Annotated in this window: 25 protein-coding genes and 1 tRNA gene; 14 read left to right on the plus strand and 12 right to left on the minus strand. The window is 53.9% G+C overall.

From position 1 onward, the window contains the following. A partial coding sequence (locus ACOSDM_RS06260; protein ID WP_420723645.1) for a transposase occupies nucleotides 1-263 on the plus strand: 263 nt, incomplete at its 5' end. 665 nt (nucleotides 264-928) lie between these two features. Here ACOSDM_RS06260 and pcaF read toward each other — a convergent pair. Genes pcaF through ACOSDM_RS06275 form a run of 3 tightly spaced genes read right to left on the minus strand, consistent with a single transcriptional unit; the run spans nucleotide 929 to nucleotide 3,772 of the window. Then, on the minus strand, nucleotides 929-2,131 hold the full coding sequence (pcaF, locus tag ACOSDM_RS06265; protein WP_420723646.1) for a 3-oxoadipyl-CoA thiolase: 1,203 nt from the start codon (nucleotides 2,129-2,131) through the stop codon (nucleotides 929-931). A gap of 1 nt (nucleotide 2,132) precedes the next feature. Next, nucleotides 2,133-2,915 (minus strand): CoA-transferase subunit beta, encoded by a 783-nt coding sequence (locus ACOSDM_RS06270; protein ID WP_420723647.1) that lies wholly within the window; start codon nucleotides 2,913-2,915, stop codon nucleotides 2,133-2,135. Then, complete coding sequence (locus tag ACOSDM_RS06275) at nucleotides 2,912-3,772, minus strand: CoA transferase subunit A (protein ID WP_420723648.1); 861 nt, start codon at nucleotides 3,770-3,772, stop codon at nucleotides 2,912-2,914. Before ACOSDM_RS06275 ends, ACOSDM_RS06270 begins: the two co-directional genes overlap by 4 nt. Nucleotides 3,773-3,916: 144 nt before the next feature. Between ACOSDM_RS06275 and ACOSDM_RS06280 the strand changes: the two genes are divergently transcribed. Together ACOSDM_RS06280 and ACOSDM_RS06285 are read left to right on the plus strand one after the other, a co-directional pair. After that, nucleotides 3,917-4,678: an IclR family transcriptional regulator domain-containing protein gene (locus ACOSDM_RS06280; protein ID WP_420723649.1), complete on the plus strand. Its 762-nt coding sequence runs from the start codon at nucleotides 3,917-3,919 to the stop codon at nucleotides 4,676-4,678. Nucleotides 4,679-5,009: 331 nt separating this feature from the next. Continuing rightward, nucleotides 5,010-6,707 (plus strand): ATP-binding protein, encoded by a 1,698-nt coding sequence (locus ACOSDM_RS06285; protein WP_420723650.1) that lies wholly within the window; start codon nucleotides 5,010-5,012, stop codon nucleotides 6,705-6,707. A gap of 92 nt (nucleotides 6,708-6,799) precedes the next feature. Here the strand turns inward: ACOSDM_RS06285 and ACOSDM_RS06290 are convergent. Next, nucleotides 6,800-6,874: transfer RNA gene (locus tag ACOSDM_RS06290), tRNA-Val, on the minus strand. Nucleotides 6,875-7,051: 177 nt separating this feature from the next. On the opposite strand from ACOSDM_RS06290, the gene ACOSDM_RS06295 reads away from it, so the two are divergent. Continuing rightward, nucleotides 7,052-7,897: a DUF3108 domain-containing protein gene (locus ACOSDM_RS06295; protein WP_420723651.1), complete on the plus strand. Its 846-nt coding sequence runs from the start codon at nucleotides 7,052-7,054 to the stop codon at nucleotides 7,895-7,897. A 97-nt stretch (nucleotides 7,898-7,994) separates the two neighbouring features. Here ACOSDM_RS06295 and rplI read toward each other — a convergent pair whose 3' ends face one another. Genes rplI through rpsF form a run of 3 tightly spaced genes read right to left on the minus strand, consistent with a single transcriptional unit; the run spans nucleotide 7,995 to nucleotide 9,415 of the window. Continuing rightward, a complete protein-coding gene (gene rplI / locus ACOSDM_RS06300) occupies nucleotides 7,995-8,651 on the minus strand; it encodes a 50S ribosomal protein L9 (protein ID WP_420723652.1) in 657 nt (218 codons plus the stop codon). A 12-nt stretch (nucleotides 8,652-8,663) separates the two neighbouring features. Next, nucleotides 8,664-8,909, minus strand: a complete 246-nt coding sequence (gene rpsR / locus ACOSDM_RS06305; RefSeq protein ID WP_420723653.1) for a 30S ribosomal protein S18 — start codon at nucleotides 8,907-8,909, stop codon at nucleotides 8,664-8,666. Continuing rightward, complete coding sequence (gene rpsF, locus ACOSDM_RS06310) at nucleotides 8,909-9,415, minus strand: 30S ribosomal protein S6 (RefSeq protein ID WP_420723654.1); 507 nt, start codon at nucleotides 9,413-9,415, stop codon at nucleotides 8,909-8,911. Before rpsF ends, rpsR begins: the two co-directional genes overlap by 1 nt. A 356-nt stretch (nucleotides 9,416-9,771) precedes the next feature. Between rpsF and ACOSDM_RS06315 the strand changes: the two genes are divergently transcribed. Further along, nucleotides 9,772-11,433, plus strand: a complete 1,662-nt coding sequence (locus ACOSDM_RS06315) for a hypothetical protein (protein ID WP_420723655.1) — start codon at nucleotides 9,772-9,774, stop codon at nucleotides 11,431-11,433. On the opposite strand, the gene ACOSDM_RS06320 is transcribed toward ACOSDM_RS06315, so the two are convergent. Further along, nucleotides 11,414-12,508, minus strand: a complete 1,095-nt coding sequence (locus ACOSDM_RS06320) for a hypothetical protein (protein ID WP_420723656.1) — start codon at nucleotides 12,506-12,508, stop codon at nucleotides 11,414-11,416. The genes ACOSDM_RS06315 and ACOSDM_RS06320 overlap by 20 nt on opposite strands. A 12-nt stretch (nucleotides 12,509-12,520) precedes the next feature. Next, complete coding sequence (locus ACOSDM_RS06325; protein WP_420723657.1) at nucleotides 12,521-13,492, minus strand: tyrosine-type recombinase/integrase; 972 nt, start codon at nucleotides 13,490-13,492, stop codon at nucleotides 12,521-12,523. Between the two features lie 293 nt (nucleotides 13,493-13,785). Here ACOSDM_RS06325 and ACOSDM_RS06330 point away from each other — a divergent pair, with 293 nt between their 5' ends. The 9 genes from ACOSDM_RS06330 (at nucleotide 13,786) to ACOSDM_RS06370 (ending at nucleotide 22,631) form a co-directional block, all read left to right on the plus strand. Continuing rightward, on the plus strand, nucleotides 13,786-14,220 hold the full coding sequence (locus tag ACOSDM_RS06330; RefSeq protein ID WP_420723658.1) for a hypothetical protein: 435 nt from the start codon (nucleotides 13,786-13,788) through the stop codon (nucleotides 14,218-14,220). A gap of 238 nt (nucleotides 14,221-14,458) precedes the next feature. Continuing rightward, the gene (fabD, locus tag ACOSDM_RS06335; protein ID WP_420723659.1) at nucleotides 14,459-15,400 is read left to right on the plus strand and encodes an ACP S-malonyltransferase; all 942 of its coding nucleotides are present in this window, start codon (nucleotides 14,459-14,461) and stop codon (nucleotides 15,398-15,400) included. Between the two features lie 53 nt (nucleotides 15,401-15,453). Further along, nucleotides 15,454-16,191, plus strand: coding sequence for a 3-oxoacyl-[acyl-carrier-protein] reductase (fabG, locus tag ACOSDM_RS06340; RefSeq protein WP_420723660.1), 738 nt, complete (start codon nucleotides 15,454-15,456; stop codon nucleotides 16,189-16,191). Between the two features lie 212 nt (nucleotides 16,192-16,403). Beyond that, the gene (locus tag ACOSDM_RS06345) at nucleotides 16,404-16,637 is read left to right on the plus strand and encodes an acyl carrier protein (protein ID WP_420723661.1); all 234 of its coding nucleotides are present in this window, start codon (nucleotides 16,404-16,406) and stop codon (nucleotides 16,635-16,637) included. Nucleotides 16,638-16,888: 251 nt separating this feature from the next. After that, nucleotides 16,889-18,151 carry a beta-ketoacyl-ACP synthase II gene (gene fabF, locus ACOSDM_RS06350; RefSeq protein WP_420723662.1) on the plus strand — a complete coding sequence of 421 codons (1,263 nt, stop codon included), beginning with the start codon at nucleotides 16,889-16,891 and terminating at the stop codon, nucleotides 18,149-18,151. A 66-nt stretch (nucleotides 18,152-18,217) separates the two neighbouring features. Continuing rightward, nucleotides 18,218-19,165, plus strand: a complete 948-nt coding sequence (locus ACOSDM_RS06355; protein ID WP_420723663.1) for a hypothetical protein — start codon at nucleotides 18,218-18,220, stop codon at nucleotides 19,163-19,165. A 27-nt stretch (nucleotides 19,166-19,192) separates the two neighbouring features. Beyond that, nucleotides 19,193-20,257, plus strand: a complete 1,065-nt coding sequence (gene mltG, locus ACOSDM_RS06360) for an endolytic transglycosylase MltG (protein WP_420723664.1) — start codon at nucleotides 19,193-19,195, stop codon at nucleotides 20,255-20,257. Between the two features lie 114 nt (nucleotides 20,258-20,371). Continuing rightward, nucleotides 20,372-21,595 carry a class I SAM-dependent methyltransferase gene (locus ACOSDM_RS06365; RefSeq protein ID WP_420723665.1) on the plus strand — a complete coding sequence of 408 codons (1,224 nt, stop codon included), beginning with the start codon at nucleotides 20,372-20,374 and terminating at the stop codon, nucleotides 21,593-21,595. Nucleotides 21,596-21,662: 67 nt separating this feature from the next. Then, nucleotides 21,663-22,631 carry a hypothetical protein gene (locus tag ACOSDM_RS06370; protein ID WP_420723666.1) on the plus strand — a complete coding sequence of 323 codons (969 nt, stop codon included), beginning with the start codon at nucleotides 21,663-21,665 and terminating at the stop codon, nucleotides 22,629-22,631. Between the two features lie 60 nt (nucleotides 22,632-22,691). Here ACOSDM_RS06370 and ACOSDM_RS06375 read toward each other — a convergent pair whose 3' ends face one another. From ACOSDM_RS06375 to ACOSDM_RS06385, 3 genes are all read right to left on the minus strand, one after another. Further along, nucleotides 22,692-23,963, minus strand: coding sequence for a M24 family metallopeptidase (locus tag ACOSDM_RS06375; protein ID WP_420723667.1), 1,272 nt, complete (start codon nucleotides 23,961-23,963; stop codon nucleotides 22,692-22,694). 168 nt (nucleotides 23,964-24,131) lie between these two features. Then, complete coding sequence (locus tag ACOSDM_RS06380) at nucleotides 24,132-24,866, minus strand: GGDEF domain-containing protein (RefSeq protein WP_420723668.1); 735 nt, start codon at nucleotides 24,864-24,866, stop codon at nucleotides 24,132-24,134. A 222-nt stretch (nucleotides 24,867-25,088) separates the two neighbouring features. Further along, nucleotides 25,089-25,763, minus strand: coding sequence for an SDR family NAD(P)-dependent oxidoreductase (locus tag ACOSDM_RS06385; protein WP_420723669.1), 675 nt, complete (start codon nucleotides 25,761-25,763; stop codon nucleotides 25,089-25,091). Nucleotides 25,764-25,867: the final 104 nt, after the last annotated feature.

The following is a 25,867-nucleotide window of genomic DNA, read 5'->3' on the forward strand; positions in this document are numbered from 1 at the left end:
AGCACCATCGCCTGAACGAGATGCTCGGCATCGAAACCTTCTTCTGCGACACGCATTCGCCATGGCAAAAAGGCGGCGTCGAAAACGCCATCCTACGGCTCAGACGCCACCTCGCCCGAAAAACCGACATCACCAAAATCACACAATCAGATATCGCCGATATCCAAAACGCCCAAAACCAAACACCCCGAAAATGTCTTGGGTTCAAAACCCCCTTCGAGGTATTTAACGAAGGATCAATAACCGTTGCACTTCAAACGTGACTCCACCTACCCGCCTGCGCGGGTATGACGGGGCGTGGGGTTTCATTCTCATCCTGAGGAGGCGCGATAGCGCTGTCTCGAAGGAGGGGCTGTAAGTCCGGTGCTTGCAGAGGGCTCCCCCTTCGAGACGCTACGCTCCTCAGGGTGAGGGTGCATTTGTTGATACATCGTCACCCCGGACGTGATCCGGGGTCCAGGGCGGCAGGCGCGATTGGTGCGTGTGGCTCTGGATAACCGCCTGCGCATTCCACAAATCGTCGAATTCTCATCCTGAGGAGGCGCGGTAGCGCCGTCTCGAAGGAGGGGCTGGAAATGCGGTGCTTCCAGCGGGCTCCCCCTTCGAGACGCTGCGCTCCTCAGGGTGAGGGTGCATTTATCTGATACATCGTCACCCCGGATCTGATCTGGGGTCCAGAGCGGCGGGCGCGATTGGTGCGTGTGGCCCTGGATAACCGCCTGCGCGAATATGACGGGGCGTGGGAGGCCTTTTTCTCATCCTGAGGAGGCGCGATAGCGCCGTCTCGAAGGAGGCGCTGTAAGGGCGGTGCTTTCAGGAAGGTCACCCTTCGAGACGCGGCGCTCCTCAGGGCGAGGGTGCATTTGTTGATACATCGTCACCCCGGACCCGATCCGGGGTCCAGGGCGGCGGGTGCGATGGGGCTGTTTTACACCCGCTCCAGGCCGATTGCGATGCCTTGGCCGACGCCGATACACATGGTTGAGAGGGAGCGCTTGCCGCCGGTCAGGCTGAGTTCCAGCGCGGCGGTGCCGGTGATCCGGGCGCCGGACATGCCCAGCGGGTGGCCCAATGCGATAGCGCCGCCATTGGGGTTGATATGGGGCGCAGCCGGGTCCAGACCAAGGTCCCGCAAGACCGCAATTCCCTGAGAGGCAAAAGCTTCGTTCAGTTCAATCACGTCGAAATCGGATGGCGCCAAACCCAGCAAGGTACACAGCTTTTTGGTGGCGGGCGCTGGGCCCATTCCCATGATGCGGGGCTCAACACCGGCCGTCGCACCGCCCAGAATGCGGGCAATCGGGGTTAAGCCATGGGCCTTGGCAGCCGCTTCGGATGCGATGATCAAGGCTGCGGCCCCGTCATTGACGCCAGACGCATTGCCCGCGGTCACAGTTCCACCCTTGCGAAACGGCGTGCCAAGTGCTGCCAGTTTTTCCAGAGAGGTGCGGCGGGGATGTTCATCGGTATCCACGACAAGTGGATCGCCCTTGCGCTGGGGGATGGTGACGGGCGTGATTTCTTTTGTCAGACGACCATTGCCCTGGGCGGTGCTGGCCTTTTCCTGGCTGGCGAGGGCAAAGGCGTCCTGATCTTCACGGCTGACCTTGAAATCTTCAGCCACATTCTCGCCGGTCTCCGGCATGGAATCGATGCCATATTGCTGTTTCATCAGCGGATTCACAAAGCGCCAGCCAATGGTCGTGTCATAGATTTCGGCATTCCGGGAAAAGGCCGTATCAGCCTTTGGCATGACGAAGGGCGCACGGGACATGCTTTCCACGCCACCTGCAATGGCCAGGGAAATTTCGCCTGCCTTGATCGCCCGGGCGGCCGTGATGATCGCATCCATGCCAGAGCCGCACAGACGGTTCATTGTCGTTCCGGGGACAGATACCGGCAGACCTGCCAGAAGGCTGCTCATCCGGGCGACATTGCGGTTGTCTTCGCCGGCCTGATTGGCACAGCCGAAATAGACTTCCTCTACAGCGGCCCAATCCACCTTGTCGTTGCGCGCCATCAGCGCTTTGATCGGAACAGCGCCCAGATCATCGGCGCGCACGGCAGACAGGCTGCCGCCAAAACGGCCAATGGGGGTGCGGATATAGTCACAAATATAGGCATCAGTCATGTCAGGCAGCCTTCTCTTTTTTACCATGGGCGGCATCGGTGCGGGCATGAAGCGCGCGCAGGACGTCCAGTTCTTCCGTCGTGGGGGGCGGAGTTTCAGTCACGCTGTCGGCGAAAGCAACAGTCCAGCCGACTGTTGCCTGCACGGCGTCTCGTGTCACGCCCGGATGCAATGATGTGACTGTGAATTCTTTGCGGATCGGATCTGGTTCCCAGACGGCAAGGTCGGTAACCAGCAGCATCGGACCCTGTGTCGTGATGCCCAATCGCTTGCGATGATCCCCGCCTTCGCCATGTCCGAACGAGGTGTAAAAGTCGATTTTGTCCACAAATCCCCGCAAGGATTGCTTCATGGTGATAAACACCTTCTGGCAGGAAGAGGCGATTTCCGGGGCACCGCCGCCACCCGGCAGTCGGATTTTCGGAGTGTGATAATCGCCAATCACCGTGGTGTTGATATTGCCGAAGCGGTCAATCTGTGCGCCCCCCAGGAAGCCAACGGAAATCCGGCCCCCCTGCAGCCAATAGCGAAACATCTCTGGCACGGAGACGGTGGTCACCGCAGTTTCGCATAATTCGCCATCCCCGATGGAGAGGGGCAGCACATCCGGCTTGGTGCCGATGGTGCCGCTTTCATAGATCAGTGTGATATCTGGCGCATGGGTCAGGCGTGCCAGATTACAGGCGGCAGAGGGCGCGCCGATTCCAACAAAGACGACATCGTCATTGGTCAAGGCGCGGGCTGCGGCAATGGTCATCATTTCTGTGGCTGAGAATCTGCTCATGCTGCGGTCTCCTTCAGGCGGGCAATGCGGTCGGCAAAGGCGTCTGGTGTGGCATCCAGGACATTTTCCTGCATCCAGGTGGTGAACAGGTCCCGGTCCGCCGATACCTTGTCCCATTCCAGATAGGCGCTGTTGTCGCGATCATAATAGCCATGGGCATAGGAGGGCGTCGCGCCGCCTGGAACCTGGGCCAGCGCGGTTACGGTCCAGTTCGGCAGGATGCACAGATTGGGGTGCAGACCGCCAAAATCATCGACGATTTCCTCAACCGTCACCACAACGCGCCGGGCGGCCAGGGCGGCTTCTTTTTGAACGCCGATAATGCCTTCGATCAGCACATCGCCTTTGCGATTGGCCTTCTGCGCATGGATCACGGTGACGTCCGGACGCAGGGAAGGGACGGCTGCCAGAACTTCACCCGTAAAGGGACAGGTCACGGATTTGATATTGGGATTAACCCGCTTCAAATCCGCGCCCAGATATCCACGAAAGACTGCACAGGGCAGGCCTGACGCGCCCGCTTCATAGGCTTGCGCCATGGCGGAATGGGAATGTTCCTCCATCTCCAGCGCACGCGGCCATTGGTTTTCCACCGCATCGCGCATCCGGCGCAACAGGCCGACACCTGGATTACCGGCATAGGAAAAGACGACCTTTTTCACCCGGCCCATGCCGATCAACTGGTCATAGATCACATCGGGCGTCATGCGGATCAGGGTCAGGTCTGTGATGCCCTGGCGGATGACTTCATGGGCTGCGGCAAAGGGAATTAAGTGGGTAAATCCTTCAAAAGCAACGGTATCTCCGGATTTCACATTTTCCTGGATCGCGTCTTTAAGCGTCGTTATGGCCGCCATGCTGTGCCTCGCCGATTGGTCATGGAATATACAATACGATGAAGTAGGGACAGGACGATAGGGCCGGGTTGTTCCTTGACGCAAGGAATATGTTCGCATTATAGAATAATGTTCATATTACGAACAATTAAGAAGGTAGGATCCGTGCGCGCCGATACATCCAGTTTTGTGGGGTCCTTTGCAAAGGGGTTGGCGGTCATTCGGTCCTTTGGGCCGGATAATCCGCGCATGACCCTGACGGAGGTTGCGCAGCGCACTGGCACGTCCCGCGCCACGGCACGGCGTTTTCTATTGACCCTGGTGGAATTGGGATATGCGACCAGCGATGGCAAATATTTTGAACTGACCCCCTTGGTTCTGACCCTGGGACAGGCCTATCTGTCGGGCCTGAGTTTCTGGGAAGGGGCGCGTATCTATCTGGAAGAAGTGACGCGCGAAACAAAGCAATCCTGCAGCATCGCAATTCTGGATAAGGGGGAGGTTGTGTATGTCGCCCGGTCCAGCGCACCCCATCGCATTCTGTCGGATGCCATTTATGTCGGGGTGCGCCTGCCAGCCCATGCGACATCACTGGGGCAGGTTCTGCTGGCCTATGGGTCGGACCAGGCCTTGAACGCCTATCTGGCAACAGCACAATTGGTGCGGTTCACGGACAGGACATTGACCACACCGGGCCAGATCCGAAGCCGCCTTCAGGAAATCCGGGGGCGGGGATATGCCCTTGTTGAACAGGAACTGGAAACCGGTCTGATTTCACTGTCGTTGCCTTTACTGGATTTGTCGGGGGGTACGATTGCTGCGATCAATATCAGCGCCCATGCAGGGCGGATTGGGCGTGACGATATGGTTACGCAATACCTGCCGACCTTACAACGTGCCGCCCATAGAATAGGTAAGACTGTTTAGGGTCGGCGCGGAAACCATTTTCCTTCTATTGCTGGTATTTTTCTGGCTTTCCGTCGGCCATGGACCAGGCGTGTGGTGTGGCGTTGTGGCATGCGGTCGCGAACTGCAATCTGCAGGCCCCATCGTCAGACTCGCCGTGCCTTGGTTCAATAATGTTCTTGATCCGATATTTCAGTAAGGAAAAGGTAAGAAAAACTATGAATATTAATTATTCCGTTTTTCGAATTTAACTGGTCATATGAATGATGCGGACGGACAATGAACTTTCAGGGCCTTCTGTCTTGTTCAACGATAAAGCGCAATTTCAGTATTAAGTGGAAATCTTCACGTAATGAATGAAAATCGATCCCAAAATCCAGAACCAAGACAAGTTAAGCCCTACATCGTAACACGAGAGCTTCTGCCGGTCATGGTCCTGGTAGTGGGATTCGTTCTTGTGTCCGGCGCGTTGCTGCATCTTTCCGTAAGACAACATAACGTGATTGCAGAGCAGGCCGCGCAGCATTTGGCGCGATCAAGCATTATGGTGTTACGCAACAATCTGACGAAGTTTGTCAGTGACTATGCCTATTGGAATGACACGGCTCAGAATACGATTGAGGATTTCAACGAAGAATGGGTATCGGACAACATAGAATCTTGGATCATCGATGGGCTGGAGATGGATGGCGTCCTGGCTGTGGGACATAAAAACAGGGTGATTGCGCGGGCCCACCGCAACGGGACACAAAGGCTATCAGACCCCGCCTTTTTCCCAGCAGGACTGACAAGCTTGATTGACGCCGCCCGAGCACAACCGCAAACACTGGGAGAGGTTAGTCCTGCCATATCGGGGTTCTTCAGGGACGATCACGGCCTGTATCTGGCCTCTGCTGCGGTGATCATGTGGGAAGATGAACGCGGCGCGTCCTTGGATCAGGGGGTGCCGGGTGTTCTGATTTTCTTTAAAGCGATAGACGGTCCGGTGCTGAAGGAGATCGAAGCCCAGTTTCTGCTAAAGGGGCTGGAACTGAAAACAGATGCAAGCCCTGCAACTTTGAACCAATTACCCCTGAAAGCGGTCGATGGAACAATTTTAGGAAAGTTACAGTGGCGCGTTCAGGAAGCAGGCACGAACATGCTGCGGAATTTGATTGTCCCAATGACAGTTATTTCTGTTCTGATGCTCTGCACGGTGGGCTATATCGTTTGGCGAACATTTCGTGCGGCCAGACTGGTCGAAAATTATCATAAATGGCTAGAATCTCAGGCGCAGGAGCTTCTAAAGGCCCGCAACCTGGCCGAGGCTGCGAATCGCAGCAAGTCCCAGTTTCTGGCCACGATGAGCCATGAACTAAGGACACCCCTGAATGCAATTATTGGGTTTTCCGATATTATACGCGAGCCCCCAAACCAAATTCTGGGTCCTGAAAAAACAAAGGATTACGCAAATGATATCTTCAACAGCGGTCACTATCTCCTGACCCTCATTAACGACATCCTGGACATGTCCAAGATCGAATCCAAACGATTTGAGCTGCTTGAAGAAGTCGTGCCCCTGGATGACTTGATCCAGCAATGCTTAAAGCTTGTCAGTCGCGCCGCCGAAGAAAAAGGCATTGCGGTGCGTTGGACGGAAACGTCCATTTCCATCTTGTGCGACACGCGGGCGATGAAACAAGTCCTCATCAATCTGGTTACCAATGCCATTAAGTTTTCCCAACCACATACGCGTATCAAAATCGATATTCATCAGGGGGAGGAAGATTTCGTTATCAGCATTCAAGATCAGGGAATCGGCATGACGGATGAGGACATGGAAAGGGCATTGCTTCCCTTTGGCCAGGTGCGAGATGCTCATATCCGCGAGAATCAGGGGACCGGCCTGGGGCTGAATATCAGCCGTGCATTAACAGAACTGCATGGCGGCAAGCTGACCATCACCTCCCAATATGAAAAAGGGACGACCGTCTCAATCCATTTACCGAATTATCGAATTGTTCCAGTCCAGAATGCCTCAGAAATTGGCACACCGGATGGTGGGATGTAGGCGGCTCATTCAGGATTTTAATCAGTGCCAGAGTGTGCCGACCCAAGCGCGGGCTTCGCGAGCGGTGATGCGCGACATCAAGGACATAAAGATGGTGGGCGATACTGGGATTGAACCAGTGACCCCTCGCGTGTGAAGCGAGTGCTCTCCCGCTGAGCTAATCGCCCATCTTGATTGGGAGGCTGAGGTACAGTCTGGGCCATTGTCTGTCAAGCAGGACCGGTCGGGCTGTTTGTGGCCCACTGGAGTTTTTTGCACTGCAAACGGCTGTTCTGACGGGATCCGGGTGGAAACCGTTTTGTTTCACTCCATATCTTTCTCATTATTAGTCTCAGGGGTAAAATATGCGGCGACCCGGTGGTCTGGTTTTTGGTTTCATCTGTTTGTGCATCAGCGGTGCGTCGCCCATCAGGGCCGATGTTCCTATCGACCTGACGCTTGAATATGAAGCCTATTTCGGGGGGATGCATGTCGCCTCCGCGCGAACACAGATTTATCGTGACGCAACCACGTATCATATCGAAGGGAAGGCCCGTGCCCGGGGACTGCTGGACTGGTACAGCGATTGGAAAGGGCAAGTATCCTCTCGCGGGCAGGTGGAAGAGGGGCTGAAGGTTGAACCCAGCACCCATGTCAATGACGGGGTCTGGCGCGGTAAGGAACGGCGCAACAGCCTGACCTTCAATCCCGATGGCACGGTGGATGTCACGCGGGACGCCCCCGATGAGGATGAAATCATCACCCCGGTGCCAAAGGACAGTATTCCAGGCAGTATCGATCCGATTACCGCCATTCTGTCCCTGTCTGGCCTGATCCAACAGGGGGAGCAGTGCCAGGGGACCGTCCCGGTCTATGATGGTCGCAGGCGCTATGACATGTCCGTCACGCCGGAGGGGATGCGAACGTTTGAGCGTAACGATTACACCGTGTTTTCAGGTGAAGCGATGGCCTGTCGACTGGAATTTGATCGCATCGGCGGGTTTCGGGAACAGACATCCAATAAATACACAAAGACCGCCCATAATCGGATGGTCTGGGTCGCCAGTCCTTTCCCAGACACGCTGCCCATCCCAGTGCGGGTCGAGGTTGATACGGATTTCGGAACATTAATCGTCCACCTGACCGCTGCACGGTATCGCGATCAGGAAGTCGCCCTGGACCCCGGTGGGGATAATCTGGCGGACGACTAGATCCGGCGCCCGTTTCAACAACATGGCCCCAAAAGAGAAAACGCGACACCGTTTCCAGCGTCGCGTTTTCCTTTAACGGCAAAAGCAGACGTCGCTTTTACTTGTCTTCTTCACCCTCGTCGTCGTCCTGATGGGCGGCGTCCAGGATGCGTTCTGCGGTTTCTTCATCGACCAGTTCCGCCGCCGCTGCTGCAACCTGTGCAGCCTGGCGTTCGGCTTCTTCGGCCATGTCGATATTGGCGCGTTCGGCTTCGGTCACAACGACATCTTCGCCGCGTGCCTTGCGTTCGGCCTGGGCTTCCGCTTCTTCTTGCGACTGGGCGACGTTGACCTGGACAGTCACAATCACTTCCGGGTGCAGTTTGATGCGGAAGTCGAAGATCCCGATGGTTTTCACCGGGCGTTCCATCATCACCTGACCACGACCGACCTGGATACCCGCTTCGACAATAGAGTCCGCAATATCGCGGGCGGTAACGGAACCGTATAACTGGCCGGTATCGGACGCAGCGCGGATCAGGATGACCGACAGGCCGTTCAAATCATTGGCGACACGTTCGGCTTCGCTCTTGCGTTCCAGGTTGCGGGCTTCCAGTTCGATCCGTTGGGATTCGAAACGCTCCCGGTTCGACTTGGTTGCGCGCACGGCCTTGCCTTGCGGCAGCAGGAAGTTACGAGCATAGCCGGGCTTAACGGCGACTTCGTCACCCATTTGGCCCAGTTTCTCGACACGTTCGAGAAGGATAATCTGCATAGCTGTATCCTCCTATCGGATCACATAGGGGATGAGACCCAGGAAACGGGAGCGCTTGATCGCTGTGGACAAAGCCCGTTGTTTCTTGGCGCTCACCGCGGTGATGCGGGACGGAACGATCTTGCCGCGTTCAGAAATGAAGCGCTGCAGGGTTTTCACATCCTTGTAATCAATCGCCGGCGCGTTTGGGCCGGAGAAAGGGCAGGTTTTCTTGCGGCGGAAGAAAGGCCGCCGTGTTGCTGCTGGTCGCATACCCATCAATTTTCCTCCCGATCATTATATTCACGATGCGGACGGCGCTCGCTGCGCTCCATCCCGGTATCGTCGCCAAATTCGCGACGCGGACCCCGTGGGCGATCACCACCCCGGTCGCCGCGATCTCCACGGTCACCCCGATCCGGGCGATCTCCACGATCGCTGCGTTCCGGGCGATCACGCTCGTCACGACGGGCCAGAACCACGGAAGGTTCGGTCGGCAGGTCTTCGGTGCGAACGGTCATGAACCGCAATACGTCATCATGCAAACGCAGGCGACGTTCCATTTCGACAACGGCATCCGAGCCGACATCGTAATTCATCAGGACATAATGCCCCTTGCGATTCTTGTTCATGCGGAAGGCGAGGCTGCGAAGGCCCCAATATTCACGGCGGGCAATGGACCCACCGGCTTCGGTCAGGATTTCCTGAGCCATGTCTGCAATGGTTTCGACCTGTGCAGCCGAAACGTCCTGCCGTGCGATCAGCACGGTTTCATAATGCGCCATCAATGTGACTCCCTATGGCTGTTTCACGGTCCGGCGCAGTGGGTCGAATGAAGCAAAACCTCAAACCACCTCTGCCGCCCGGCCCTAGCCGGCCTCCTATCAGCAAGACGAAAACGCCTCAAAGACCAGCAAGGAGTGTCGCCCAGGATCAACCCTGATCCCAGAACGAGCGGCTTATAGGGGAAGAGAGGGGGGGATGCAAGGGGGATATCGGTCTATGTTCCGTCGGGTTGAAGAATAATATAACTTGCACGTTTTGTGATACTATATGATTATACGTTATGCGTACCGTTAATCAAAAAATCGATTTATAATGTGTGCTTCTCAATAACCTACTAGGATGATAACTAGGAATTATGCATGAAGATGATGTCATATACGACCAGTTTGCAAGAATACCGGCATCTGACAAAAAGATAGATGTTCTATTGCAGGAACCGATAGTTGGCCCACGACCTAAAACTTGGGATCACGCTTATATCCCCCATTATTTTGAACTTGAAAAAGAAACCAATCGAATTTCTGTTGCAATCAAATCAAAATGGGTTGACCACATTATTAACGCCACAAAGGCGACACTTTCAGCTGTCAAATACACTCCAGAGGGAATGTCAGGCGCGTTTAGTATGAGCCTTCCACCGAGCAGAGGCGCAGCTTGCGCAAATCTCAAAAGGCTCTACTTTATTGATCGTGACGAGATTAGAGCAGAACATTTAGCAAATTTTCTTAGCACTTTACGAGACGTCCCTGATGATATCAGACCCAAAGTTGTATTCTCAGCATCTTCCGAAGTAAGTACCAGACTGTTCGCTAGTATCGGTGATATGATCACTCTCTACCGCCGCACTTCTAAAGTTATCAAAAACGTTACTTTAGAGCACAAAAGTCCGTACTCTGAGGACTATTTTGATCTCATGGCCTATGGGTCTCTCGAGGAAGCTGCGAAGCTAGACATTATGCTTGCCGACGAAAACGCACCATGGGAGCAAATCCGTGAATCCATCATAAAATTTCATCATAGAAACTATGCCCTCGACAGATTGCAGGACGGTTTCTCAAAACGACACTTTAGCCAAATCCAGCAACTTGAGAGCTATATCCGTAAGCAACTTCAAACATCTCGGGGTGATCAGGGAGCATTCCTCATTGCCGCGCTTGCTCAAGTACTTATTCATAGAATATTGGTTGAAGATGACGCTCCCAACACAACCTTTCGTTTGCACCAGCTGGCGGATGCTACAAAAAATAGTTTTCTAAAAGCGCAATGTGACCGGTTCTCAAATCAAACACAGGGGGTCTCATCTTATGCACTGAGTACACTAACAAATGCATCCCTCACCCTTCAATCAAAAGCGAGATCAGTGACTGAACACAAGCTATATACGTTGGAATATCTTGCCACGATGCAAAATATTTTTGTAACAAGGTTTTACCGACCACGAACATTCATTGACTTAGGCGAGGCGAATGCCATTGCAGCCTTTGCGGATGAAGAAGTCCCGCATTTTAGTGAAATGGGTATGCTAAAGAACGCCGTTGGGCTCTCCCACCTTTTTGCAGGTTCCATATATTGTGCGATTGACTGTCTAACTGAGGCCTCAAACCACAATGCCAATACGCTAACGCACCTCAATATTTGCATCAATTTAATGATTGCAAAAAAGATAGCCGGGGAGGTACCATCAGCAGCAGAAATAGAGAGAATATTTACACGATACATTCAAATTCAACACACAAGCTCATCAAGCTACCATCATGTGCGCGCCTTGGCGAACCTGATTGCACTGTGTGCAAATAAAGATATTTCCAGCAGTATAAGAGACCATTTAATTAAAGCTCGTTACATGGAATATTCAGAAAATGATGTAAAAAATAACCAGCTAATAAGTTTTATAAACGAGAATGGGCACCTCTTTATTGATCGGAGAAGCGTCACAGGTGAGTACGGATCGTTTATAAGTTCGCATGGGCTTCTCCCTGCACCCCATTTTAATTGGACTACAGCTTCTTGGATTTAAGACTGTATCGACCAGCCCAAATGCTTAGCAGATAAACCATGGAATACGCCATTGGGGACAGGTTGTTAGTTATCTGTTGGAAGCGTGCAAATTGTGTTGGATATTTTACGACTTTGCTATGAATCATTTCGAACCATGATCCACTTGCTGAGATTGTTGGAAGCGGATTTAATTCCAAAAAGAATGATGGTTTCAGAGCTAATTCTTGTTCGGGCGCGATATCATCTTGGAAGCGTACATCAATACGCGCAAATGTATCAACAAGAAATGCATTGCATGTTTTAGCACTTAGAGAAGAAATATCTGTCGCCAAATTTACAGAAAATCTCTCTATATTTAACACTTCTTTTGATTGATATTGTGCGCTTGAATAAAGTTTACGGTCATTTGTCCAAATTTCTTTTTTCGGTTCTGAACCGTCAAATTTAGTAACTAATCCACCAAGTACTTCAAATTCATTCCGAAATGGGCATCTCGCAAGGTAAATTGTTGCATCGTATCCATCAATAAAGGACTCAATAATATCTTCGCCCGAATCAAAAGAAGTTGGATGCTTGCCATTTTTGTATATTTCGATGCCAAAGCTGTCACCACCAAAGATAGGTTTTCGTATTACAGATTCTCCATCGATATCGTCTGAATGCATAAAACGTTGGGCGACATTCCAACCCAAATGCGATGCGGCGGCTCGACCAGCAATTTTGTTGTGCCAAAGAGAAATAGCATTCGCTGCAGATGGAAAAACTGGGCGTCCAATCAATTCAGAAAGGGATGGAATGACAAGCGTGGCGCCAAAATTGAATGTTCCACCTGGAACATAGATAACAAAGTCAAACGGTACATTATTACCATAACGAGAAACAACTTCGATAAACTGATCAATATTAAAAAATATTGCTTCTGATTTCAATGCGTCTAATGCCTCTGCATATCCTGTAATTACTTTTGTACGCTGCTTTAAGTGGAAAACACTTGAAATCCCTTCACAGAAAGATCCCACATATACAACGGCAACTTTCCGATCATTTAAACAATCAAGACCTTCTAAGACCAAATTCAACAATTTTTCATGCATAATTCCTAGTTATCATCCCTGGATGCGTTTCATGGCCTCCTCTAGGCTGCGGTCGCTGACGGCGGTGTAGATTTCGGTGGTGGAGATTGAGCTGTGGCCGAGAAGGCGTTGGGTGTGGCGGAGGTCTAGGCCGTTTTGCAACAGGTGGGTGGCGGTTGTATGGCGGATCATATGCGGGGTGACGTGGCGGCTAAGTGGCGCGCTGCGGGTTAGGGCGGCGAGGCGTTTGCGGATGATGGTGGGGGTGAGCGGCATGCCCTTGCTGTTTATAAGCAACCGTTTGATAGGGGGATAGCCTGTTGGCTGCCACGCGTCCCGGACTGTCAGATAGTGGCGTAACTGATCCTTCAAAAGATCATCGGTTATCGGCACCCAGCGTTCACGATTGCCCTTGCCGTGAACACGCAAGCCATTGGCATCATTGGCCAGGACATCGCCTGCTGTGAGTGCACAAAGTTCTGAAACGCGCACTGCCGAGGCATAGAGTAATTCAAGCGCCAGAAGACTGGTAAGGGCATTGAAGCGATCTGGCCTGTGTTGGCATCCGTCAAAAGATAGGGAACCGCTGTGATGCAAAAAGGGACGGCGAGCGGCACTTAACAAGGCTGCAATTTCTTCCCGGCTTAAGCCTCTTGGAAGGCGCTGTGGCAGTCGTATGCGCAGATCCATGCGGTGAAAAGGGGTGACGGGGACTCTGTCCTCTAACTCCAGCCATCGAAAGAACGCTTTCAGACAGGCGATACGGCGTTTTACCGATGCCGGGCTCAATCTTCGCGGCCCCATAAGATAGGAGAGATATCCACGCAGTGTCTCTCTATCGACATTTTGCGCTTCCATATCCACGCCCAAATATCTCTGAAACTCCGCTAAATCAATGGCATAGGCTCGCAGGCTGTGGGGGGACAGGCTCTTTCCCACGCGGCAATGGTTTAAAAATACCTCGCAGCCTTGTGCCAGGCGCAAGGGGTTTGTTTCTAATTTCATTGGGATTCCTTTGGCATTTCAGAACATTCCTTCAGGTGTGGAATTTGACTGAAAAGACCTTCTGTGGCTACGCATCAAGCGATGAATATGATTCGGAAACGCACGCGATATTGATGATTCTACTTTGGTTATTTTTACTTTGTGGATTAGGTAACGGGGCGATATTTCCAATATTTTTATGTATTAAATATAATCTTGATATGTAAACTTCATAAAAATAGGTATTCAGGTCATTTTTTATTTGAATGCTTATCCGAATCGGCCGATTCTCTTTGTTAACAAGGAGAGACAAGATGCAAGATCCGCAAGAGATGAAAACCGTGATGGCAGATTTGATCGCGCGTGAGTTAAAGCGCCTGGCGACACTGTCAGATATCGTGGTTTACACATTGTATGACCCTGAAATGCCCGATGAACCCTTGGATTTCTCATTGTTGGATCGTGAGGAGTTGGGGGAGTCCATCCAGTTGGATATCGACTTTGCCTTTGAGGGGGTGGCGCTTTGGTATTTGTGCCGGCGGGAGGGCGATGCTTTCAGCGCCAAGAAAATACTGATCCAGATTCGCGATGGCCGATTCGTACATGGTCAGGTTGGTGACTTTGACGGGTTCTGGGATGAATTCCCGCAATATGTCTCGGAAGACCGCTGGGTCCGTTCGGCCGTTCTGCAGGGCGGTGTGAACGATGATTCGGAGTTTTCAGAAAATTTCGCCGCCGCCGCAGAATAAGAATTAAGTAAATCTCGATTCTGACATCTGATTTACATGAGAGTTTCACCCTGGCAGGGGTAAAGCGTCCCGGATGATTAGGTCCGGGGCGCTTTTCTTTTATGTGCGGCTTTGTGGGGTTGTGTGTTGATGGCTTGACAGAAAACCGTCTCCGTCTATGACTGAGCCCGGTTTACCGCGCGGTTTTGGCGCGTTTGGCACGAACAATGCCCGATAGAGCGGGCAGGAGGGGGCGAGTATGACGCGGGCATTTGTATTTCCTGGTCAGGGCAGTCAAGCCATTGGAATGGGTAAGGATCTTGCCGATGCTTTTCCTGTCGCGCGCAGTGTTTTCGAAGAGGTCGATGACGCGCTGAACCAGAAACTGTTCAAGCTGATGCAGGATGGCCCGGACAGCGATCTTACGCTGACAGAAAATGCGCAACCGGCGCTGATGGCGGTCAGTCTGGCCGTTGTCCGGGTGCTGGAATCAGAGGGCGGGCGGTCATTGTCTGATATGGTAGAATGCGTCGCCGGGCACAGTTTGGGGGAATATTCGGCCTTGGCAGCGGCACGTGCCTTGGAACTGGCCGATACGGCGCGGCTGCTGAAGCTGCGCGGCAAGGCGATGCAGGCTGCTGTTCCCGTAGGCGAGGGGGCGATGGCTGCCATTCTGGGGTTGGATCTGGAGCAGGCGGAAGCGGTTGCCGCACAGGCGGCCCAGGGTGATATCTGTGCGGCTGCCAATGATAATGCGCCGGGACAGGTTGTGATTTCCGGGACCAGGGCTGCCGTAGAGCGGGCGATTGAAATTGCCAAGGAAAAGGGCGCAAAACGCGCCATGCTGTTGCCGGTTTCCGCCCCCTTCCACTGCGACCTGATGGCCCCGGCAGCGGATGCGATGGCGCGTGCGCTGGCGGAAACTGTTATTCAGCCGCCTGCTGTTCCGATTATCGCCAATGTCACGGCGGCACGATGCATTGATCCGGAAGCCCTGCGTACCCAATTGGTAGAACAGGTTTGTGGGCGCGTGCGCTGGCGCGAATGTGTTTTGACGATGAAGGATCTGGGCGTCGATACGCTGGTCGAAGTGGGTGCGGGTAAAGTACTATCGGGACTGGCGCGGCGCATCGATAAGGATTTGACCGGCGTTGCGGTTAATGGTCCTGCGGATGTTGAGGCTTTCTTAAAGAGCCTGTAATCCTGGACTGATCGGTAACGTCTTTAAGGAATCCAATTGGAAAGGGAGTTGGAATGTTTGATTTAACAGGCAAAACAGCCTTGGTGACAGGCGCGACAGGCGGCATTGGTGGCGAAATTGCGGTCGCTCTGCACGCGGCTGGTGCGACGGTCGGGCTAAGTGGCACGCGGGCAGAGCGTTTGCAGGCCCTGGCCGATACGCTGGGCGATCGCTGTTTTGTCCTGCCCGCCAATCTGTCCGACCCGCAAGGACCGGAAGACCTGGCAAAGGCGGCAGAGGCTGCCATGGGCAGTATCGATATCGTAGTCAATAATGCAGGGCTGACCCGCGATAATCTGGCGATGCGCATGAAGGACGAAGAATGGGATCAGGTGATCGCGGTCAATCTGACGGCGGCCTTTCGCCTGTCACGGGCCTGTTTGCGGGGCATGATGAAGCGCCGCTTTGGCCGAATCATTGGCATAACATCCATCGTTGGCGTTACAGGCAATCCTGGTCAGGCGAATTATGCGGCGTCCAAGGCCGGTCTGATTGGGATGTCAAAATCCTTGGCACAGGAAGTTGCCAGCCGGGGGATCACGGTCAATTGTGTGGCGCCGGGTTTCATTGAAACGGCGATGACAGATGAATTATCCGATGCACAGAAGGAAAAGCTGATGGGCGCGATTCCCGCAGGGCGTATGGGATCTGCGCAGGAAATTGCGGCAGCGACATTGTATCTTGCTTCAGTCGAGGCTTCCTATGTGACCGGTCAGACCCTGCATGTAAATGGCGGTATGGCAATGATCTGAGGGTGTTCGTGACAGAAGGGGTTTCCGGGCACGACTCGGGGTATCTTGCATTCTGTCATTCAGTTGACACGATGGGCTGGTCCTTCCAGTTTAAGTGTGATAGGCAGGCGCCGTCGCGCTGAGAAAGCGGCGCTGGCAAAGGGTTAATCAGTAAGTTAGGCACTAAGGTCGGCCGGTTCTCCTGGGCCGCGACAAACAAGGGAAAGAATGATATGAGCGACGTTGCGGAACGTGTAAAAAGCATTGTTGTTGAGCATCTGGGCGTGGATGCCGACAAGGTTGTAGAGTCGGCCAGTTTCATTGATGATCTGGGCGCTGACAGCTTGGACACTGTTGAACTCGTGATGGCCTTCGAAGAAGAATTTAATTGCGAAATCCCTGACGACGAGGCCGAAAAAATCGCCACCGTCCAGGATGCGATTACGTTTATCGAAGCACACAAGTAAGTCATTTGCGGGATCGGGTGGTCGATTCTTCGGCCGCCCGACACTGACTTTGACTGGTTTATACCGATTGACTGTTCACTTCGATAACAATGCGTCTTTGGCCGGTTGAGGCAGTATGGCCTCTCCTGGAAAACAGTGCGTTTGAATCCTCTCCTCGGGGCGATAGACTGATACTTTTTGGTATCCTTCATGTCTCGCGGAGTGTCTTATTTTACGATGCATTGGTCGGACAAGGTTAGGATGGGGCAATAATGAAGCGTGTTGTCGTCACAGGCCTCGGTGCCGTAACCCCGCTTGGGGTGGGTGTTCAGAATGTTTGGGATCGTTTGATTGATGGAAAATCGGGCATTACGCCGGTTTCCACATTCGATGTATCAGATTTGCCTGCCAAGATCGCTGGCATGGTTCCTCGCGGTACAAAAGACGATGGTGCCTTCGACCCGGAAGAATGGGTCGAGAAAAAAGAACTCAAGAAAATGGACACCTTTATCGCCTTCGCGCTGGCAGCGGCTGCGCAGGCGGTTGAGGATTCCGGTTGGCGTCCTGACGCAGAAGAAGATCTGGATCGCACCGGTGTGATGATCGGGTCTGGTATTGGCGGTCTTGCCGGGATTTCCGAAGGCTCTGTCATTCTGGAAACCCGCGGTCCGCGCCGGATGAGCCCGTTTTTCATTCCAGCCAGTCTGATCAATCTGGCCAGTGGCTATGTGTCCATTGTCTATGGATTCCGTGGACCTAACCATGCGGTTGTGACGGCATGCGCGACGGGAACCCATGCGATTGGGGACGCCGCGCGCCTGATCATGTTTGGCGATGCCGATGTTATGTTGGCAGGCGGCACGGAAGCCGCAGTGTGCCGCATTGGCATGGCGGGCTTCGCTGCTTCCCGGGCCTTATCGACCAATTTCAATGATACCCCGGAACGTGCATCTCGCCCCTGGGATAAGGATCGCGATGGCTTCGTCATGGGCGAAGGGGCGGGCGTTGTCGTTCTGGAAGAACTGGAACATGCCAAGGCACGGGGTGCGAAAATTTATGCCGAGGTCCTGGGATATGGTCTGTCGGGCGATGCCTACCATATCACGGCGCCATCAGAAGATGGATCAGGCGGCTTCCGTGCGATGCAAGGCGCCTTCCGCAATGCCGGTATCGGTGTTGATAAGATCGATTATGTGAATGCCCATGGAACCTCTACCCCGTTGGGGGATGAGATTGAATTGGGCGCTGTGAAGCGGCTTTTTGGCGATCACGCGTATCAGATCGCCATGTCTTCTACAAAATCCGCAATCGGGCATTTGTTGGGCGCCGCCGGGGCGGTGGAAGCAATTTTCTCGGTCAAGTCGATTCAGACCGGAATCGTTCCGCCAACACTTAATCTGGACAATCCGTCGGACAGCTGTGACATCAATCTGGTCGCCCATACAGCGCAGGAACGGAAGGTCGACTATGCACTTTCCAACAGTTTCGGCTTCGGGGGCACCAATGCCAGCATCATCTTTGGTCCGGCCCTTTAACGGAAAAATTCAGTCAGATCCCTGTCGCAGCAACCGTTCTGTGGGATACAGGGTATAGGGGGGGCGATGGGACGGCTATCGCTGGGGCAGCAAGGGCTGATCTGGTGTCTGATATTTGTTGTGTTGGACGCCGCCCAGGCTGTGTATTTTGGCGGAATTCTGCAGCGCCTGGATGGATTTCTGATGGGCGGTCTGGTGTTTGGATTGTCGTCAATCGGATGCATTCTGTGGACAGTGTTCAGGCGCCCGCAGCAGCTTCAGGTCGTCTTTGACAACAGGCCGTCTGTTCTAGGGGTTAATCTTTCTGCGGCGGGCGGCTGGATGGCGTATTTCATCGCCATTCAGGTCATTGAACCAGCCGTCGCCTTCACGATCTTTTCTGGCGTAATTCCCCTGACAACGATTGTTGCGAAGCGGATGGGCTTTGCAGAGGCGCAATCATCGCGCAATGGCGTAGAGGCTCTTGGCAACGGTGTCTTGACCCTGGGGATGCTCTTACTGGCGGCATTCACTCTGCTGGGCTGGTCTGGATTTGTGCGGGGCGGCATTGGAACGGGCCTTCTGGGACTGGTGTTTTCCGCGATTGCAGGCATCCTGATCGCCATGATGCTGTTATACAGCAAGCGTTTGGATCTTCGCGGATTGGAACCGGTGCCGCAATTCGGGTTCCGGTTTCCAATTTATCTGGTTCTGACTGCTATAGGCTATGCCTCCGGTATTGATGCCAAGGCAGCTGTTCCGTTCACAGACCTTCTATATGCGGTTGCCATCGGCATGGTGGTGCTGGCTTTCCCCATCTATGCGGTCCAGAAGGCAGTTTCCCTGACAACATCCCTGACGATCAGCTCCGTCGCGGCGATTGCGCCCCTGATTGTCTTTGGCTTGCAGGTTCTGGAAGGGCGGGTTGATTATTCCAATTCGACCTCTGTGGGACTTGCTGTATATTTCATGGGTGCAATCATTGCAGCCGTGGGCAGTGCGCATGCGGCGACCCGGACAAAAAGCCTGGTCTGATCAGATCTTTAGCCGATAGGAGCATGCGTGTCAGAGCCGTCTGAAGACCCAACAGATAATGAACCTGCCGCCACACCACCTTCCCCTAAACGCGGCGGATTGGGCCGGGCCCTGCGCCGGACTCTGATTTTATGTCTTGTTGTCGGTGTTGTGCTGGCGGGGGCGGCCATTGGCGTGGTGTTCTGGGCACAGGATACCTATCACGCATCAGGGCCACTGCAGCAAGAAGTCGAAGTGGTGATCGAGCCTGGGGCCAGCCTGCAGCGCATCGCGGCGAATTTACAGCGGGCAGGCGTCATTGAATATCCTAAGGTTTTTATCGCTATGCTGCGATATCAAAACAAGCATACCCAATTGAAGGCGGGGGAGTATCGCTTCCTGCCCGGCCAGTCCCAGGCGGAAGTAGCGCAGACGTTGATCGCCCATCATGTGATAGAACATCGTATCACAATTCCAGAAGGGCTGACCGTTTCCGAGATTTTCGGGATTATTGAGCAGACCGACGGTTTAACCGGGGGGCTGCCGCCAAAGCCACCGGAAGGCACGCTGTTCCCGGAAACGTATCAATATCGTCGGGGCGACAGTCGCGCCTCCATCGTTGACCGTCTGCAGTCGAAAATGGCGGCAACGGTCCAGGAATTATGGCAATCCCGTGCTGAGAACCTGCCTTACAGCACCCCCGAAGAGGCGGTGATCCTGGCGTCGATTGTGGAAAAGGAAACCGGTATTGCATCGGAACGCGCCCATATTGCCGGCGTTTTTGTCAATCGTCTGCGCAAGGGCATGCGCCTGCAATCGGACCCGACAATTGTCTATGGTCTGACGCAGGGTGACGGGCCGTTGGGTCGCGCTTTGACCCGGCAGGACTGGAAACTGGACAATCCTTATAACACCTATCTGATCACAGGATTACCACCCGGCCCGATTGCAAATCCCGGCCGGGACGCGCTGATCGCTGCCATGCAGCCAATGAAGACAAAGGATATTTACTTTGTCGCGGATGGCACAGGAGGGCATGCATTTGCTGAAACCTTGACCCAACATAACAGAAATGTCGCCAAGTGGCGCAAGATCAGAGATGCCGTTGAGTAAATGCATAAAATCGAATGAGAGAATTACTCGATTTCGGTAGAATTCATATGCTAAGGTTTCACCTGGTTTGTTCGACGGTATGTTTTGGTGTGTCCGGGGGGAATTCTGGACGTGATGTTAGATCAAGTATTGAAGCGTTTGATCCGGTACGGTCGTTTGGTCGTCGTCGACGCGAAGGGTGCAAAAAAAGAATATGGTAATGCGGGTGAAACCGAGGATCAGTCCGACGGGACAGAGCCGCTTACCATGCATTTGCACGATAAAACAGTTGCCTGGACCATTGCGCTGAACCCGGACCCCGCCTTTGCAGAGGCCTATATGGATGGGCGCCTGTCCTTCACGGGGGGGCGCATATGGGATTTTCTTGAACTTGTTGGTCGAAATATAACCAGCGGCTCCGGGGCAAGCATGCCTGCCAGCATTGGCCGCGCTTTGGGCTTTATGATGCGCAAAGTGCATCAATTGAATCCCGCCGGGCTTTCCCGTCAGAACGTCGCGCATCACTATGACTTGTCGGGTGAACTGTATGACCTGTTCCTGGACAAGGATCATCAGTATTCCTGTGCATATTTTCCGACATCAGAGGCAAGCCTGGAAACGGCACAAACCGCAAAGAAACGCCATATCGCAAACAAACTACTGCTGAAGTCCGGTATGCGGGTGCTGGATATCGGCTGTGGTTGGGGTGGTATGGCGTTGAGCATCGCCAAACAGGTTGAGGGCGTCCATGTGCTGGGCGTTACATTGTCGACTGAACAATTGGCGATTGCGCGCAAACGCGCGGACGAGGAAGGTCTGGCCGACCGCGTGAAGTTCGAACTGATCGACTATCGCTTTGTTGAGGGACAGTTTGATCGCATCGTGTCTGTGGGCATGTTCGAACATGTTGGCGTCCCGAATTACCAGGCGTTCTTTGATAAGGTTCAGTCCTTGTTGACCGATGATGGCGTGGCGTTGATCCATGCGATCGGGCGCAATGAGGGGCCGGGCATTACAAGCCCTTTTATTCGAAAGTATATCTTTCCAGGTGGATATATTCCCGCCCTATCGGAGGTTATCACACGCATTGAAAAGACGCGCCTGTGGATGACGGATATTGAAATTCTGCGTCTGCATTATGCGGAAACATTAAAGCACTGGCGCTATCGCTTCCTGGAGAATTGGGACCGGGCGGAGCAGATTTATGACGCGCGCTTTTGTCGGATGTGGGAGTTTTATCTGGCCGTGTCTGAGATGAGCTTCCGCTATGACACGCTGATGGTCTGGCAAATCCAACTCTCCAAGCGGTTGGAAGCCGTGCCCCTGACACGAGATTACCTCTATTCCAAGGACGCGTGATCCGTCACGGTTTCGTCAGACAGGGATGCTATAATGCTTGCATTGAGGAGTCGGGCAGGAGGCATTGATGTCTGTTGGGTCATGGTTATTTGCATTCATAGGATTGATCCTGCTGGTCGGGGTGCAGGCAAAAGCCGGGGATTTCATCGTTTTAAGCGATTTGCCCTATACTGAGGATCAACAGCGGGTTTTTGAAGATCAGATTATCCCGGCGATTAAGGCGGACTTGGCCCCTTTTGTTATTCATGTTGGTGATTTCAAAGGCAGCAAAGAGGTGTGCAGTGACGGCCTGTTTTTGGCCGTTCGGGACACGCTGTATGGTTTGAAGCCAGGGCGGGTTTTCCTGACACCAGGGGATAATGACTGGACCGATTGCGACCGGGATTCCACTGGACTGGCGATGCGGGAATATGATCGCCTGTCGCGCCTGCGCCAGATTTTCTTTGAGCCCGCGCCGGAAAGCCCAGAGGAAATGCATGTGATGCGCCAGGATGGATATCCTGAAAATGCGCGCTGGGTCGATGATGGTGTAACATATGTGACCTTGCATGTTGTCGGCACCAATAATGGACGTGCGCAGATCCTGCTGGATGATGTTGATTTCGCCCTGGCCCAGGTCAGCGCGCGGGAACAGGCCAATCGGGTCTGGCTTGAGGGCGCGGTGGAACAGGCCAGGGAGGCCCAGGCAAAGGCGCTGGTCATTGCGATGCAGGCCGATATAACAGAACCTTGGGGCAGCGGGTCCTGTGAGGGCACCACCCGGATAAAATGTGATGCCTTCGCTATGTTGAGAGATCAACTGAGGCTGGCTGCGCGGCAGTTTAGGGGACCGGTTCTGTTGATCCACGGGGATTCTGACCCCTATTGCCTGGATCAGGAATTTGGGGGAGATCAGGCCCCGAACCTGTGGCGCCTGAATTCTGCGGGGGACTATGCCGTTATCGACGCGGTAAAAGTCACGGTTCAGCCCGACAGCACAACGCCCTTTATGGCACGGACATTGGTTTCGGGTCAGGCCCCGCGGCAGGGGTGCTGAACAGGGCCGACCGTTCGGCCGGCCCTGTTTTAAGACAATTTCAGGCGCGATATGCCTGAATTACAGCCAGTTGGTTTCATAGGGATAGGTGGACATGCGTTCGACGCCGGTTTCCGTAATGACAACCTGTTCTTCCAGCTTCACGCCTTCGCGTCCGCCTTCGACCCCGATGAAGCTTTCCACGCACATCACCATGCCCGGCACGAATACGCCGTCATAGCCTTTCGCATTAAAATCCGCCTTGTGTTTGATCGACGGGTATTCATCCGCCAGACCAATGCCATGCATGCAGCTGGTATAGCGGTTTGACAGAAATTCATCAGGGATGGTCCAGGTGGATTCTGTCACTTCCCGGAAGGATTTGCCAGGGCCCAATGTGCCGATATTGTATTGGATCTGCTCATACGCCTTGGCATAGAGGCGTCGTTGTTCATCGGTTGGTTTGATATCCCCCTGATCCACGCCACAGACCCAGGCGCGTGAGATATCGGAGCAATATCCATAGGGGCCGATCAGATCCGTGTCGAAGCTGACCATATCACCCAATTCGATGGGACGCATGGAGCATTCCCGGAACCAGGGATTGGTGCGTGGCCCGGCGGAAAGCAGGCGGGTTTCGATCCATTCCCCGCCCAATCGGATATTGACCTCATGCAACTTCGCCCATAGCGCATTTTCGGTGATGCCCGGTTCCAGGATGGCGCGCATTTCGCGGATACCCTGTTCACAGGCATTCATGGATGCCTGCATCAGTATCAGTTCTTCCGGCGATTTGATGGCGCGGGCCATTTCTGCCAGACCTTCACCGTCATGCAGGCTGATTTGCTGGTCCTGCAGCGCGCTGGCGGCCATGATGGAGACATGATCCACCGCGATACGATTGTTGCCCCCACCATAGGTTTTGACCAGATCTGAGATTTGGTCGGCAAACATCTTCACACGTTCTTCGCCCCTTGGCCCGACGGAAAAGAAATAGAAAGAGGGAATGGCGCGATATTCATCAACGCCCGGCAGGTCTGTGGCCAGATGCGGGTGGTTGGCGTAATCAAATAGAATGACCGGCCCATCGGTACACACGAAGACGCAGCGGGTTTCATAATGTGCGCACCAGACCTGCATGTTGGTGGCGTCGGTCGCATAGCGCGTGTTCAACTGGTTAAAGAACAGGCCACCGGCATAATCACCAGCCTTCAGGGCATCGCGTAATCTTTGCAGACGATAACCCCGAACCACATTCAGGTCGGTTGGGGCTTCGGAATATTCCATTGCGCCGTGTTGGCGGGGTGCCTTCTTGACGGCGTCGATTGCGTTCAGGCCCATTGCTGCGCTCACACTTCTGCCTTGCCAGCGTCGCGATATGCGAACACCTAAGACAGCAGCTTGGGTCCAGATTGCCAGCGGCAGTTTCCTGATTGCGACGCTATTGCGTTAATATTGGCTGGGGCGATACCGCCCGATCGCTATTGCGTTAATATTGGCTGGGGCGATACCGCCCGATCGCTATTGCGTTAATATTGGCTGGGGCGATACCGCCCGATCGCGTTTACGGTCATACATGGCGGCATCGGCCTTGGCGAACAGATTGTCGGCCTCGTCCCTTGGTCCATAAGGGGCATATCCAAACGATGCGCGAATGGGGATACGCATGCCATTCCAGGGAACATCGCTGCAGTTCAGAATTTGATCCAATTTGCGGACACGCAGTTTGGCCCCTTTGTCATCCGTGTCCGTCAGGATCAGGGCGAATTCATCCCCGCCAATACGCGCAGCACTGTCGGTAAAGCGGGTATGCCGGTTCAGGATTGTGCCAACCGTGGCCAGCACCAGGTCACCAACGGGATGCCCATGGCGATCATTGATTGCCTTGAATCCATCCAAATCGATCATGACAAGCACACCCTTTTCGCCATGGCGTTTGACCCGCGCAAGGGCTGTTTCCAGCGCCAGTTCAAAGCCGCGCCGGTTCAGCAGGCCGGTTGTCTCATCCGTGCGCGACAGATGCTCCAATGTCGCAATGCGTCGTTGTGCATCGGTCAGATTCTGACGCGCTTCCTGCGCCAGGGTCAGGGCATCGCGCAGCAATCGACGGTAATTGCGTATTTCCGCCCAATCGGTTGGACGGTCGTTCAGGCCGGATTGGTCATGCCCATCGGGGGATACAATCCCCTGCCCATCGGGGGATACAATCCCTTGTGTATCACTGACCAGACGTAATTTTTCAACTGCTTGGACCATTATGCTCTCTCCCGTTCCCAAATCCCAATCTGTGGGAAACAGGGCAAATCGCATGCCAAAGGGAAGCTTGCCCAGAAAACGCTCTACAGTCCGGGCTTTTGCGCAGCCCTGTCATCAAATTGGCTTTAGCATGCAGATGAAGGGAGGATTTTCCTGCCCAGTTGCCCGGAATCGGATTCCTAGTGGTGGGGAATCAAGATGTAGTGTCTATCTTATGCAGGGTTAGAAACGCTCCAGCCAGGGGCGCAATTCAACTTCCCAGGTCCAGGCGCTGCGATGTTGGCGGTGCAAATCCAGATAACTGCGCGCGATAGCCGCCGGGTCCAGTTTGTCATCTTCCGGGCAGGGGCCTGTGGCAATGCTGCCATCAATGATGAAATGTCCAATATGAATACCCAGGGGCTGCAGTTCCCGCGCCATGGATTGGCACAACCCCCGCAGGGCAAACTTCCCCATCGCGAAGGTGGAGGAATTTGGATAGCCTTTTACGCTGGCAGATGCCCCGGTAAACAGGATCGACCCAGTGCCGCGGGGAATCATGCGCTTGGCCGCAGCCTGTCCAACCAGAAAGCCCCCAAAGCATGTTGTCTCTATCGCTTCTTTCACAGCGGCCGGGTCCAGATCCTGAACCGGGCCGCGCACCCGTTTTGAGGCATTGTAGACTACCAGATCGGGCACGCAGGGCAGGGCGTTGAACAAGGCCTCCACCTGATCCGCCAGGGACGCATCGCAGGCATGGGCAACCGCCCCTGTTTCCTGGCACAGAGTCTGTAACTTCTCCGGGCTTCGGGCAGCAAGGTGAACGGCCATTCCTTCCAAATGACACAGGCGGGCCAATGCAGCGCTGAGGCCTGATCCGGCACCAACGATAAGGGCGGTTTCCTGTGCTAGTGCCACGTTTATTTCCTCCAAAGGATTTTTCAGAATAGTTAGGGTCGCGACCCTGCCCACCAGGACCGGACGACAGCCGACAGGATACCTCTTAAAAGTAATAATATACT

The sequence above is a fragment of the Hwanghaeella sp. LZ110 genome (genome assembly GCF_048892525.1).
Classification (GTDB): Bacteria; Pseudomonadota; Alphaproteobacteria; order UBA8366; family Aestuariispiraceae; genus Pacificispira.